Origin of the sequence: Actinoallomurus sp. CA-150999 (genome assembly GCF_050942425.1) — a bacterium.
Lineage (GTDB): Bacteria > Actinomycetota > Actinomycetes > Streptosporangiales > Streptosporangiaceae > Actinoallomurus.
In genome coordinates this window covers 5,821,219-5,833,766 of record NZ_CP192063.1, presented here as the reverse complement: position 1 = coordinate 5,833,766, position 12,548 = coordinate 5,821,219, and the positions used below count along the sequence as shown (strand labels likewise).

Below are 12,548 nucleotides of genomic sequence, written 5' to 3'. Positions count from 1 at the left end.
ACGCCGTACGATCACCGACCGTGAGTAGCAGATTGCGCCGGTACGCGACGGACAACGCGCACATCGCCGCCGACGGCCGGTACACCACGGCGGACGGCACGGTCGTGGCCGTGGGTCCCGCGCTGGAGGCGGCGATGGCGGGCACGGTGAGTCATCCCGCCGACGCGCGGATCGTGCCTCCTCCCCCGCGGGACGGTGACGGGACGCGCGTCGAGGTGACCGCCGAGGGCAGCCTGCAGGCGGCCCGGCGGCTTCACCTCGCCGGCGCCGGCCGGATCGCCGTGCTGAACTTCGCCTCGGCCCGCAACCCCGGCGGCGGCTACCTCGGCGGCGCCCGCGCGCAGGAGGAGGACCTCTGCCGTCACTCCCTGCTGTACCCGTGCCTGCTGCGGGCCCCGGACTACTACGAGGCGCACCGCGCGTCCCCTGACCTGCTCTACAGTCACCGCGTCATCTGGTCCCCCGACGTGCCGGTGCACCGGGGCGGCGACGGCGAGCTGCTGGCCGAGCCGTATCCGGTGTCGTTCCTGACCTGTCCCGCCCCCAACGCCGGTGAGGCGGTGCGCCGGGATCCGGCCGTACGGGAGCGGCTCCCGCAGGTGCTGCACGACCGGGCGCGGCGGGTGCTGGCCGTGGCCGCCCACCATGGCGCGCGCCGGCTGGTCCTGGGCGCGTGGGGATGCGGGGTGTTCCGCAACGATCCGCATCAGGTCGCCGCGGCGTTCCACGCGCATCTGAGCGCGGGCGGGGAGTTCCGCGCCGTGTTCGACCACGTCGTCTTCGCGGTCTGGGACCGTAAGCCGGACTCGGCCAACCGCGCGGCGTTCGCCGCGCGTTTCGCGGCCGAGACACCGCATCCGGGCTGAGCGCCTCGTGACGCGGTCAGCGGCGGAAGGCATCGGCTCTCGGGGTTCACCAGCTGATTCCGGCCGCCACCGGCAGGTGGTCGCTGCCGCGTCCCCGGGGCCTGGACAGGGTCGGCATACATGGGTGGACGTGCTTGGAGACCGCCTCGCGGAAAAGATGATTTTGGTACTCCGGGGGAACGCCGGCCGCTAAAGAACTCGATTTTGTCGCTTTCGCTCATGCTTCCCGGCAAGGCGGCATGGTGTTGCCGGCACGTATGCGGTTTCCGATACGCCGACGATATGCGCCGACTCGTAGCATCGATAGCATGCGTGTGCTGATTGTCGAGGACGAGCCCTATATGGCGGAAGCCATCCGCGATGGCCTACGCCTGGAGGCGATCGCGGCCGACATCGCAGGTGACGGCGACACCGCTCTGGAACTGCTGAGCGTCAACACCTACGACATCGCCGTCCTCGACCGCGACGTCCCCGGACCTTCCGGCGACGAGATCGCCAAACGCATCATCGCCTCCGGCAGCGGCATGCCGATCCTCATGCTCACCGCGGCCGACCGTCTCGACGACAAGGCCTCCGGGTTCGAACTCGGCGCCGACGACTACCTCACGAAACCCTTCGAACTCCGAGAACTCGCGCTCAGGCTCAGGGCACTCGACCGCAGACGCGCCCACAACAGGCCTCCCGTGCGAGAGATCGCAGGTCTGCGGCTGGACCCGTTCCGCAGAGAGGTCTACCGAGACGGCCGCTACGTCGCGCTGACCAGGAAGCAGTTCGCCGTGCTCGAAGTCCTCGTCGCCGCCGAAGGCGGTGTCGTCAGCGCCGAAGAACTCCTGGAACGCGCGTGGGACGAGAACGCCGACCCGTTCACCAACGCCGTACGCATCACCGTCTCGGCACTGCGCAAACGGCTCGGCGAACCCTGGATCATCGCCACCGTGCCGGGCGTCGGCTACCGCATCGACACCGGAGCAGACGCGGGAGGCGAGGAATCAGGGAATTGATGCTCCGCAACCACCGTGAGGCTGTGACAAGAGCACTGAGGGCAGGGGCCGGAAATCCCCGCAGAAGGCACCGTCACTATTTCGAGAACATCGAATTCATGTGGACATCTCCGGCGTCCTTCTCCGGACACATCGGCACCCGGGCTCCGACCTCGGCCGACGGCGGGTCGGCTACCCTCGCCGCGTGGAGTTGCGGCAGCTCAGATACTTCTGCGCGGTCGCCGACGAGCAGCATCTGGGGCGCGCCGCCGAACGGCTGGGCCTGCGCTCCCCGTCGGTGAGCGAGCAGATCCGCGCGCTTGAACGCGAGCTCGGCGCGCAGTTGTTCCACCGGACTCCGGGCGGCATGTCGCTCACCCCGGCCGGTGACGCGCTGCTGCCGGAGGCACGCCGCACCCTCGCCGCGGCCGCGCGCGCCGCCCGTGCGGTCCGCGAGGCCACGGCGCCGGTCCGCGCGTGCGTGATCGGTGTCCCGCCCGGGGTGCCGCCGGATCTGCCGCGCCGGATCCGAGAGGCCGCTCGTGGCGCTCCCCTGCGGTTCGAGGACCTGCCCAGCGGCGACCAGCCGTCCCGCGTACGGAACGGGGACCTGGACTGCTGCCTGCTCACACTGCCCGCCGAGGACGCCGGCGGGCTGGTCACCGCGGTGATCCACGACGAACCGCTCGGCGTGCTGATGGCCGCCGAGCACCCGCTCGCCGCCCGTACGGTGATCGACTGGGCGGATCTGGACGGACAGGAACTGCTGTGGTTCCAGCGGGACCTGGCGCCCGGCTATCACGACGACGTCCTGGCCGCCTGCCATCGCGCGGGGTGGCGGCCGCGGCCGCGGATCGTACGAGCCCGCCGTGCCATCGTGCTCGCCGAGCTGACCTGCGGTGACCCGGTCGTCGCGCTGCGGCCGGCCTGGGACACCGGGCCCGGGCTCGGGTGGCGGCCGCTGGCCGACGAGCCGCCGCGGCTGAGGTACGCGCTGGCGTGGCCGGGTGACGTCCCTCACTCCGGACCGGCCGGCATCGCCCGCCGCCTGGCCCGTTAGGCGCCGCCTCATCCGCGTGAGGCGGCGCCTCGTGGACGCCCGCGACGGCGTCGGTTTACCTGGCCGCATGTTCCTGCTGATGCTCAACTACCGCGATGGGGCCCTGGACCGACTCGACCGGGTCCTGCCCGACCACTACGCGTACGTCGACCGGCACGTCGCGGCCGGCACCTTCCTGCTGACCGGTCGCCGGGTACCCCGCGTCGGAGGGGTCATCCTCGCCCGTGCCGCCTCCCGTACGGCGGTCGAGCAGATCATCGCCGAGGATCCGTTCCTGGAGACCGGCGCGGTCTCCTACGAGGTGATCGAGATCGAGCCGACCCGCTGGGCGCTGCCCGGCCTCGCCCCTTCGGCGCCGCCGCGCGATCCCTCGCGTCACCAGGGGTAGGTGCCGCCGTTCTCGCTCAGGAAAACCCCGGTCGGGCCGTCGTCGGGCAGGGTGACCTGGCGGGCGATGTGGGCTCCGCCTTCCTCGGCGCTGATGTGACCGGTGTGGCCGTTCAGGTCGGTCGCGCAGAAGCCCGGGGACAGGGCGTTGACCTTGATGCCGGTCTCGCGCAGCGTGTTGGCGTAGATCAAGGTGATCGCGTTCAGGGCTGCCTTGGAGGAGTTGTAGGCGAGCAGGTTCGCGTACTGCCACAGCGGCGAGTCCGGGTCGGTGAGGAACGCGACGGTGCCCAGCCCGCTGGAGACGTTGCCGATGACGGCGTCCGGGGACCTGCGCAGGAGCGGCAGCATCGCGTTCGTGACGGCCACGACCCCGAACACGTTGGTCTCGTAGACCTCGCGCAACGCCGCGGCGGGCATTTCGGCCGGCGGGTGCGGCCGGTCGCGGCTGATGCCGGCGTTGTTGACCAGGATGTCCAGCCGCTCGTAGGTGCCGGAGATGAACCGCGCCGCCGCCGCGATCGTCTCCGGGTCGGTCACGTCGAGGTGCACGAAGCGGACGTCGAGGCCCTGCCCGGCCAGTTCGTCCGCGGCCGTGGTCCCGCGCCCGTCGTCGCGGGCGCCCAGCAGGACGGTGTGCCCGGCCCGGGCGAGCTCGCGTGCGGTGGCGAAGCCGATGCCCTTGTTCGCGCCGGTGATCAGAACAATCTTGTTGTCGGTCATGCCCTCACCGTCGCCGCCATTCGGCGTGGCCGGGAGAGACCCGCCGAGGCTGGTACCGGCGGTCCCATGGTCACGGCGTCGCCGGTCGGGCACGCTTGGGGGCGTGAGCGAACTCGACCGCGTGGAGCTGGCCGCGTTCCTGCGGCGCAGTCGCGCCCGGGTCCGCCCGGCCGACGTCGGGCTGGAGAGCGGGCCGCGGCGGCGCACCCCCGGCCTGCGCCGACAGGAGGTCGCGCAGCTGGCCGGTATGTCGGTGGACTACTACATCCGCCTGGAGCAGGGCCGGGGCCCGCGGCCGTCGCGGCAGATCCTCGCCGCGATCGCCCGGGCGCTGCGCCTGTCCGACGACGAACGCGACCACCTGTACCACCTGGGCGGGGAGGTGCCCGGTCCGCCGGCGGGGCCGGCCCGCGACGTACGGCCCGGGGTGCTGCACCTGCTGGACCGGCTCGACGACACCCCGGCGCTGGTGTGCGACGCCACCTACGAGGTCCTGGCGTGGAACGCGATGGCGGCCGCCCTGCTGGGCGACTTCTCCCGCCTACCGCCGGGCGAGCGCAACCTGATCTGGCGGTTCTTCACCGACCCGGAGGCCCGCGCCCGGCATGACGAGGAGGGCGCGCGGCGGTTCGCCCGGGAGTCGGTCGCCGACCTGCGCGCGGCGGCGGCCCGTTACCCCCATGACGCGGGCATCCGCCGCCTGGTCGGGCGGCTTCGCGCGGCCAGCCCGGAGTTCGGTGAGCTGTGGGCCGAGCACGATGTCCAGGTCCGCCGTTCGGCGAGCAAGCGGCTGCGCCATCCCCTCGTCGGGTGGCTGGACCTGGACTGCGAGGGGTTGCACGACCCGCACCGCGACCAGTGGACGATCTTCTACACGGCCGCGCCGGGAACGCCGTCGCATGAGGCGTTGCGCCTGCTCAGAGTGGTCGGCACCCAGGACCTGAGCGCCCGGGAGGCTTGAATCCCGTCACTTCGATCGCTGAACTGCTGGGCATCTCCCCAGGCACGCTCTACAACCACAGATGACGGCCGGGGTCGGATACCGGCAGTCACCACTCCCGAAAGACGGAGGCCACTTCGTGAGTGAATAGGGCGCATGCTTTTCGACTTCATTCACGACCACGACGGTGAACGGCTCAGTGGTGTGTACGGCGGTGATCCTTCCGGGATCACCGCCGTGGTGCTGCATGGCGCAGGCACCAGCAGCACGGAGCGGCTGCTTCCGCTGGTGCGGGAGTTCGTCGCCCACGGCTGTCGCGGGATCGCCTTCGACTTCTCCGGGCACGGCGAAAGCACCGGGAAGCTCAGTGAGCTGAGCCTACGGCGACGGTTCGAGCAGGCCGTAGCAGTGATCGACGCATACGCGGGGGCGGACAGGCCGCTGGCCCTGGTGGGTTTCAGCATGAGCGGCCAGACGGTGGCCGATCTCGTGGCGTACTACGGGGATCGAGTGGCGGCGCTGGGGCTGTGCGCGCCCGCCGTGTACACCGCCAAGGCGTGGGACGTGCCCTTCGAGGACGGGAACGGCCGGTTCAGCGGCATCATCCGGCAGCCGGACAGCTGGCAGGAGTCGCCCGTGCTTCAGGTGCTGCGGGCGTACGAGGGCCGGGCGGTGCTCGCCGTGCCGGGCACGGACACGGTGATCCCGCCCGCGGTGACCGAGGCCGTACAGGACGCACTGGCCGCGCGCACCCAGTACACGCGGTTCGACCTTCCGAACGCACAGCACCAGCTGGGCATGTGGTTCCGTGATCACGGTGACGACCGGCGGGAGTTCGTCGAGGCGGTGCTGACCGGCTTCGACGACCGGGGATGGACGGCGACGCGCGCGTGGGTGGCCAAGCAGCTCGGCAACGGCCGCTCGGTCGCCGACTTGCGCCTCCTGTCCGGTGGCTGGAGCTCCCAGATGCGGCGGCTCACGCTCGACGACGGCACGGCCTTGGTGCAACGGACCTTCGTAAAACCGTTCTTCCGCCACCAGGGACCCGGGCTGCTGGCCCGCGAGGCGTCCGTCCTGGCGCTGCTCGCCGGGCAGGAAGGCATCCCGGCTCCCGGGTTCGTCGCTGTGGACGCCACGGCCGAACACTGCGACCACCCGACCCTGTTGATGTCGGCGCTGCCGGGCCGCGTCCGCGTGGACGAGGACGACCTCGACCGGCGCCTGGATCTGCTCGCGGCCCAGCTCGTCCGCGTCCACGGCGTCGTACCGTCCGAAAGACCGCGCACGTACGAGGCGTGGACGTCCCCGGAGCGCGTCCGCACCCCGGATGGTCCCCTGTGGGAGCGGGCCGTGGACGTGATCCGCCGTGACCCGCCGCCGTACGAAGGCTGCTTTCTGCACCGCGATTTCCACCCCGGGAACGTGCTCTTCACGGGAGCCGGACCCAAGCTGCGGATCACCGGTGTCGTGGACTGGGTCGAGACCTCGTGGGGACCTGCCGACCTGGACGTGGCGCACTGCTCGACCGCGCTTGCGCTGCTGCACGGGCCGGCGTACGGACTGGACTTCCGCGAGTCGTACGAGGCAAACGGCGGCCGCGACCTCGCCGAGGACCCCGACCACCTGTACTGGCGGCTGCTCGACGCCCTGCACTACTGCCCCGACGCGGCGAAGCTGGCCGGGCCGTGGCGTGACCTGGGGCGGGACGATCTGACGTCCGAGGTGCTGGGAGAACGGCTGGAGGCGTACGTGGACGGACTGCTGCAACGGTACAGCTGACTGAACCTGGTAGATGTCGTCGTCTCCTGCTTCAGCGGCTGCGCGCGTGAACATGGTGTGTTCGTACTCTGCGAGTGCGGCCTCCATGTCGTCGGGGTGCGCGCCGTCGGGGAGGGTTCCGCCTCGTAGACCGTGGCCGGGATTCCGTGGACGTCCAGGACGCGGGCGAGCGTGAGGCTGTCGGGGTGAGCCGTCTCTGCCGGACCGGATTTCGCAGACCGCCCAGGGCCCGTTCTTCCTCTGGCCTCACGGAGCCGGATGGTGGACGCTGAACAGCGGTTCGGGGCCGTACCGGTCGGCTTCGGAGGGCAGAAGAACCATCGGCGCGCGATCTTCGGCGTGCGCGCCGGCGCGCTGCTCGAAGGCGAGCAGGTGCCGTTTGCGGTGCAGACCGCCGCCGTACCCGGTCAGGTCGCCGGAGGAGCCGACGACGCGGTGGCAGGGCACGATGATCCCGACGGGGTTCTTGCCGTTGGCCAGGCCGACGGCGCGGGCGGCGGTGGGGCGGCCGATCCGCTCGGCGAGTTCGCCGTAGGAGACGGTCTCGCCGAAGGGGATCTCGCACAGCGCCGCCCAGACACGCTGCTGGAACGCCGTGCCGGCCAGCGCGAGCGGCAGGTCGAAGGCCGTCCGCCGGCCGTCGAAGTACTCCTCCAGTTGCCGGACGGCCGCGCCGAACGGCGCGGGATCCCGTTCTCCGAAGGTGTGCTCCTCGGGCCGGTACCGCTGCCGGTCCATGTAGAGGCCGGTCAGGACGCCGTCGGCCGCGACCAGGGTCAGCGGGCCGACGGGGCTGTCCATCACCGTGTACGACCGGTGCTTCATCGGTGCTCCTTCTTCGAGGTCAGGCGGGTAGCCGGTTGATCGCGTGCTGGCCGGTCGCCCACAGGTACTGCACCGCGTACGCGCGCCACGGCCGCCAGGCCGCGGCGTGCCGGGTGAGGGCCGCAGGGGTGACGGGCAGGCCCAGTTCCCGCGCCGCGGTGCGCACGCCCAGGTCGGTGGGGACGAACGCGTCCGGGTCGCCGAGCGCCCGCATCGCGATCATCTCGATGGTCCACGGCCCGAATCCCGGCAGCGCGGACAGCAGTTCCCGCGCCCGCCCCCAGTCGCTTCCCGCCCCCAGGTCGATCTCCGCGCGGGCCAGCGCGCCGATCAGCGTGGTCAGCGTCGTACGGCGGGTCCGGGGGAACGCCAGTGTCTCTGGGTCCAGTGCTGCCAGGGCGTCCATGCCGGGGAACAGGTGGGTCAGGCCGCCTTCGGGGTCGTCGACGGTCTCGCCGTGGGCGGTGACGAGCCGGGCGGCGTGGGTGCGGGCGGCGGCGGTCGACACCTGCTGGCCGAGCACGGCCCGTACGGCGAACTCGGCGGGGTCGACGGTGCGCGGCACGCGGCGGCCGGGGTCCTTGTCGACGTGCGGGGCCAGCAGCGGGTCGGCGCGCAGCAGGTCGTCGACGGCGATCGGGTCGGCGTCCAGGTCCAGCAGCCACCGGCAGCGGCTGATGGCGATGGACAGGTCCCGCAGGTCGGTCAGGTGCAGGCGGCAGGCGATGTGATCGGGGGCCGGCCGCAGCGAGACGACCCCGTGGCCGTGGGGCAGGCGCAGGGTGCGCCGGTACGCGCCGTCGCGCCACTCCTCGACGCCGGGCACGCCGGTCGCCGCCAGGTGCCCGAACAGGTTGTCGGGGCACAGCGGCGCGCGGAACGGCAGCCGCACCGACAGGGCGCCGGAGGTCGCGGCGGGGTGCCCGCGGGCGACCCGGTCGCGCAGCTCGGTCGGGGACATCGCGAACACCTGCCGCACGGTGTCGTTGAACGCCCGGACGCTGGCGAACCCGGCGGCGAACGCGACGTCGCTCATCGGCAGGGAGCTGGTCTCGATCAGCAGCCGGGCCGTCTGGGCGCGCTGGGCGCGGGCGAGCGCGAGCGGGCCGGCGCCGAGCTCGGCGTTCAGCTGGCGTTCGATCTGGCGGGTGCTGTACCCGAGCCGGGAGGCCAGGCCCGGCACGCCCTCCCGGTCGATCACCCCGTCGGCGATCAGCCGCATGGCGCGGGCGACGAGGTCGGCGCGTTCGTTCCACTGCGGGGAGCCGGGGCTGGTGTCCGGGCGGCATCGCTTGCACGCCCGGAATCCGGCCTGCTGGGCGGCCGCGGCGCTGGGGAAGAACCGCATGTTCTCCGGCTTCGGCGGCACGACCGGGCAGCTGGGGCGGCAGTAGATCCCGGTGGTGATCACCGCGGTGAAGAACCATCCGTCGAACCGTGCGTCCTTTGACTGCACGGCGCGTATGCAGCGTTCCACGTCCTCATGCATACGACTAGCATCCCCGGTGGCCACCGTGTTCTGCTCGCGAGAATCCGACATCACCCTGCGAGCCGCCGGGCCGGGGGCCAGCGTCTACGGCCTACCATCGGAGGATGTCGGTCACGGGGGGAAGCCCACAGCCCGGTCTGCCCTGGACAGGGCGGCCGCGGCGCGCGGATCTGATCTGCTGGGCCGGGATCGCGCTGAGCGGCCTGTACGGCCTGGCGCTGATCCCGCTGCGCCCGCTGCTGATCGGCAAGAACCCGGTGCTGCTGGAGCTGCTGACCGGCAGCATGACCTCGATCGTCACCGCGGGCGCGTTCGCCCGGGTCGGGGAGGTGTCCCTGCCCTTGGCGGTCGTCGCCGCCGTGCCCGGCATGATCATGTTCGACCCGTTCTTCTGGTGGGCGGGACGGCTGTGGGGCCGGGGGATGCTCACGCTCGCGGCCGGTCGTGGCGCCCGGGGCGCGCGGCTGATGGCCCGCGCCGAGCGTCTCGGCCACCGGCTCGGCTGGGTCGGCGTCGTCCTGGCCTACTACGTGCCGGTTCCGGCGGCGTTGCTGTTCGTCATCGCCGGGTGGACGGGCATGCGCCTGGTGACGTTCGTGATCCTGGACGTGCTCGGCGCGCTGCTGTGGATCGGCATGCTCACCGGCCTGGGCTACTACCTCGGACAGGACGCCGTCGACGTCGCCAAGACCATTTCTCAGTACGGCACCTGGATCGCGATCGGCCTGGTCGTCGCCGTCCTGGCCGTACGGAGCGTGCGCGGGCGGCGCGACGCCCGTACCGAACCGGCCGCCGCCGCCGAGGACACCGCGCCCGCCGACCGGCCCGAGGTCGCCGCGGACGGCTGATCCTCCCTCAGCCGGGCGGGGGCGGGATGGAGTCGAGGCCCGGGGGCGGCTCCGGCCACACCAGCAGTACACGGCAGGGCGCGTGGTCGACGACGAATCGCGTCGGCGGGGCCAGGCTGCGGGGACCCAGCCGGTCGCGGGCGCCGTCGCGCGCGCAGATGAGCAGGTCGGCGTCCTCGGCGGCCCGTACGACCTCGCGTTCGATCCGGCCGTGGTCGGCCTGCCGCGTCGCGGGGCGTCCGAGGCGGTCGGCGGCGGCCTCCAGGAGGTCCGCGGCGGCGGTCTGGGACAGCGCCTCGAGCCGGGCGCCGGGGTCGCGGTCGCGGCGGCCCCGGCCGAGGAGGCCGGCGAACGCCTGGTGGGCGGCCGCGGCGATCTCGTCACCGGTCACGTGCAGGAGTGTCAGGTCGGCGTCTTCGGGGATCAGGTCGCGGGCCGCGTCGACGGCGGCCTCCCAGGTGCCCTCCGCGACCCAGATGATCACTTTCACGGCGGGTCAGCCTCCGATCGTCGCCAACACCACCCACAGTGCCACGGTCGCGGCCACCAGCGTGGCCGGTACGGTCAGCAGGCCGAGCCGGGTGAAGTCGCCCAGCCCGGGTTCGGCGTCGTGCTCGCGCAGGATCCGCCGCCACAGGAGGGTGGCCAGCGAACCGACGTAGGTCAGGTTCGGTCCGAGGTTGACTCCGATCAGCACCGCCAGCACCGGCCCGGGCCCGCCGGAGGCCACCAGCGGGAGCATCGCCAGCACGGCGGGCAGGTTGTTGATCAGGTTGGCCAGCAGCGCGGCCAGCCCGGCCACCGCCAGCAGCGCGGGCAGGCCCGACCCGTGCGGCAGCACCAGGTCCGCGCCCCGGTCCAGGCCGTTCACCACGACCGCCTTGACCACGATGCCCAGGGCGAGCACGAACAGGCAGAACAGCGGCCCGGCCGCCGCCACCAGCTGCCGCGCCGTGGTCCGCCGCTGCCGCAGCGCCCGTACCGCCAGCACCAGTGCGCCGCCGAGGGCCGCCCAGGCCGGGTTCACCCCGGTGAACGACGTTGCCGCGAACCCCGCCAGGGTCAGCGCCAGCACCACCACCGTGAACACCGGCACCCGCGGCCGCCCGACCGGCGGCGACCCTGCCGGTACGACGGCCAGGTCGCCCCGGAAGTACCACCGGAACACCGCGTACTCCACGCCGATGGCAGCCAGCCACGGCAGCGCCATCAGGCCGGCGAACCGCGCGAACGACAGTCCGCTGGCCGCGAACGCCAGCAGGTTCGTGAGGTTCGACACCGGCAGCAGCAGGGACGCGGAGTTGGCCAGGTGGGTGCAGGCGTACACGTGCGGGCGGGGCCGCGCCCCGACCCGCGCGGCGGTCGCGAACACCACCGGTGTCAGCAGCACCACCGTCGCGTCCAGGCTCAGCACCGCCGTGATCAGCGACGCGACGGCGAACACCCCGGCCAGCAGCCGCACCGGCCGCCCGTGACACGCGCGCGCCACCAGGTCGCCGGCCGCGGTGAACAGTCCCTCGTCGTCGCACAGCTGCGCCAGCGCCAGCACCGCGGCCAGGAACCCGACCACCGGGAGCAGGGTGCGGGTCTGCGCCCACGCCTGTGCGGGCGACACCGCGCCGGCGGCCACCAGGACACCGGCCGCCGGCACCGCAGCGACCGCCTCCGGCAGCCCGCGCGGGCGGGCGACGGCGAACACCAGCACCGCCACCAGCAGCACGACGGAGACGATCTCGGCGACGACGGTGTGCAGCGCGCCCTCCCGGTGTGGAACGGTACGGCCCGCCGGCGAACCGCCTCAGTCTGGAGATATCAGCATCTCACCGCTGTTATCGCCACAATTCGCCCGCCCTGGCGTCCACTAAGGTGGCGGCCCGTGACGAGTTTCCTGGACGACCTCTTCTCCCTCGATACCCGCGTCGCGGTGGTGACCGGCGGCAGCTCCGGCATCGGCCGGGCCATCGCCACCGCCCTGGCCCGGGCCGGGGCACGGGTGGTCCTCGTCGCCCGCCGCGAGGCCGAGCTGCGGGAGACGACCGCCGAACTGGAATCCCACGGCCGCCCCGCCGCGTACGTCCCGGCCGACCTGGCCGACCGCGCCGCGGTGAAGCGGGCCGCCGAGGAGGCCGCCCGGCCGTTCGGTGAGCCGGACATCCTCGTCAACTGCGCCGGGATCAACCTGCGGCCCCCGATGGACGACCTGGACGAGGACGCCTGGGACCGGACGATGGCCGTCAACCTCGACGCCCCCCACCTGCTCGGCCGGCGGTTCGGCCCGGGCATGGCCCGGCGCGGCCACGGCCGCATCATCAACATCGCCTCCCAGCAGTCCTTCCGCGCCTTCAGCAACAGCGGCGCCTACGGCGCCTCCAAGGGAGGGCTGGTCGCCCTGACCCGGTCTCAGGCCGAGGCCTGGTCGCCGCACGGCGTGTGTGTCAACGCCCTCGTGCCGGGCTTCGTGGTGACGCCGCTGGCCGCCCACATCCCCGCCGACAAGCAGGACGCGATGGCCGAGCGCACCCTGATCGGCCGCAACGGCGAGCCCGCCGACTTCGCCGGCGCGGCCGTGTTCCTCGCGAGCGCCGCGTCCGCCTACGTCACCGGCCAGGCGATCTTCGTCGACGGAGGCTTCTCCGCCCATTGACCAGGCG

General features: G+C 72.6%; 13 protein-coding genes. 8 read left to right on the top strand and 5 right to left on the bottom strand.

Annotation, left to right across the window (positions count from 1 at the left end):
• Positions 1-20 precede the first annotated feature (20 nt).
• From ACQP2O_RS26925 to ACQP2O_RS26910, 4 genes are all read left to right on the top strand, one after another.
• Positions 21-866, top strand: a complete 846-nt coding sequence (locus tag ACQP2O_RS26925) for a TIGR02452 family protein (RefSeq protein ID WP_433190656.1) — start codon at positions 21-23, stop codon at positions 864-866.
• A gap of 308 nt (positions 867-1,174) precedes the next feature.
• Positions 1,175-1,867, top strand: coding sequence for a response regulator transcription factor (locus ACQP2O_RS26920; protein ID WP_433190654.1), 693 nt, complete (start codon positions 1,175-1,177; stop codon positions 1,865-1,867).
• A 184-nt stretch (positions 1,868-2,051) separates the two neighbouring features.
• Positions 2,052-2,906 (top strand): LysR family transcriptional regulator, encoded by an 855-nt coding sequence (locus tag ACQP2O_RS26915; RefSeq protein WP_433190652.1) that lies wholly within the window; start codon positions 2,052-2,054, stop codon positions 2,904-2,906.
• Between the two features lie 67 nt (positions 2,907-2,973).
• A complete protein-coding gene (locus ACQP2O_RS26910) occupies positions 2,974-3,294 on the top strand; it encodes a YciI family protein (protein WP_433190650.1) in 321 nt (106 codons plus the stop codon).
• Here the strand turns inward: ACQP2O_RS26910 and ACQP2O_RS26905 are convergent.
• Positions 3,282-4,016, bottom strand: a complete 735-nt coding sequence (locus ACQP2O_RS26905; protein WP_433190648.1) for an SDR family oxidoreductase — start codon at positions 4,014-4,016, stop codon at positions 3,282-3,284. The genes ACQP2O_RS26910 and ACQP2O_RS26905 overlap by 13 nt on opposite strands.
• A 103-nt stretch (positions 4,017-4,119) precedes the next feature.
• Here ACQP2O_RS26905 and ACQP2O_RS26900 point away from each other — a divergent pair, with 103 nt between their 5' ends.
• Complete coding sequence (locus ACQP2O_RS26900; protein WP_433190646.1) at positions 4,120-4,977, top strand: helix-turn-helix transcriptional regulator; 858 nt, start codon at positions 4,120-4,122, stop codon at positions 4,975-4,977.
• A 135-nt stretch (positions 4,978-5,112) separates the two neighbouring features.
• Positions 5,113-6,735 carry an alpha/beta fold hydrolase gene (locus tag ACQP2O_RS26895; protein ID WP_433190644.1) on the top strand — a complete coding sequence of 541 codons (1,623 nt, stop codon included), beginning with the start codon at positions 5,113-5,115 and terminating at the stop codon, positions 6,733-6,735.
• A 246-nt stretch (positions 6,736-6,981) separates the two neighbouring features.
• On the opposite strand, the gene ACQP2O_RS26890 is transcribed toward ACQP2O_RS26895, so the two are convergent.
• Positions 6,982-7,560: a methylated-DNA--[protein]-cysteine S-methyltransferase gene (locus ACQP2O_RS26890; protein WP_433190643.1), complete on the bottom strand. Its 579-nt coding sequence runs from the start codon at positions 7,558-7,560 to the stop codon at positions 6,982-6,984.
• A gap of 19 nt (positions 7,561-7,579) precedes the next feature.
• Positions 7,580-9,049: an AlkA N-terminal domain-containing protein gene (locus ACQP2O_RS26885; protein WP_433190642.1), complete on the bottom strand. Its 1,470-nt coding sequence runs from the start codon at positions 9,047-9,049 to the stop codon at positions 7,580-7,582.
• 104 nt (positions 9,050-9,153) lie between these two features.
• Here ACQP2O_RS26885 and ACQP2O_RS26880 point away from each other — a divergent pair, with 104 nt between their 5' ends.
• Entirely contained in the window at positions 9,154-9,897 is a 744-nt protein-coding gene (locus ACQP2O_RS26880) for a DedA family protein (protein ID WP_433190641.1), read from the top strand.
• A 7-nt stretch (positions 9,898-9,904) separates the two neighbouring features.
• On the opposite strand, the gene ACQP2O_RS26875 is transcribed toward ACQP2O_RS26880, so the two are convergent.
• Together ACQP2O_RS26875 and ACQP2O_RS26870 are read right to left on the bottom strand one after the other, a co-directional pair.
• Positions 9,905-10,387, bottom strand: a complete 483-nt coding sequence (locus tag ACQP2O_RS26875; RefSeq protein ID WP_433190640.1) for a universal stress protein — start codon at positions 10,385-10,387, stop codon at positions 9,905-9,907.
• A 6-nt stretch (positions 10,388-10,393) separates the two neighbouring features.
• A complete protein-coding gene (locus ACQP2O_RS26870; RefSeq protein ID WP_433190639.1) occupies positions 10,394-11,617 on the bottom strand; it encodes an SLC13 family permease in 1,224 nt (407 codons plus the stop codon).
• A 156-nt stretch (positions 11,618-11,773) separates the two neighbouring features.
• Here ACQP2O_RS26870 and ACQP2O_RS26865 point away from each other — a divergent pair, with 156 nt between their 5' ends.
• The gene (locus ACQP2O_RS26865) at positions 11,774-12,541 is read left to right on the top strand and encodes an SDR family NAD(P)-dependent oxidoreductase (RefSeq protein WP_433190638.1); all 768 of its coding nucleotides are present in this window, start codon (positions 11,774-11,776) and stop codon (positions 12,539-12,541) included.
• Positions 12,542-12,548: the final 7 nt, after the last annotated feature.

What these genes read in the sequence shown, in the direction of transcription:
- ACQP2O_RS26920 (WP_433190654.1), top strand. Translation starts at nt 1,175, where the DNA reads ATGCGTGTGCTGATTGTCGAGGACGAGCCCTATATGGCGGAAGCCATC.
- ACQP2O_RS26910 (WP_433190650.1), top strand. Translation starts at nt 2,974, where the DNA reads ATGTTCCTGCTGATGCTCAACTACCGCGATGGGGCCCTGGACCGACTC.
- ACQP2O_RS26905 (WP_433190648.1), bottom strand. Translation starts at nt 4,016, where the DNA reads ATGACCGACAACAAGATTGTTCTGATCACCGGCGCGAACAAGGGCATC.
- ACQP2O_RS26895 (WP_433190644.1), top strand. Translation starts at nt 5,113, where the DNA reads ATGCTTTTCGACTTCATTCACGACCACGACGGTGAACGGCTCAGTGGT.
- ACQP2O_RS26890 (WP_433190643.1), bottom strand. Translation starts at nt 7,560, where the DNA reads ATGAAGCACCGGTCGTACACGGTGATGGACAGCCCCGTCGGCCCGCTG.
- ACQP2O_RS26885 (WP_433190642.1), bottom strand. Translation starts at nt 9,049, where the DNA reads ATGCATGAGGACGTGGAACGCTGCATACGCGCCGTGCAGTCAAAGGAC.
- ACQP2O_RS26880 (WP_433190641.1), top strand. Translation starts at nt 9,154, where the DNA reads ATGTCGGTCACGGGGGGAAGCCCACAGCCCGGTCTGCCCTGGACAGGG.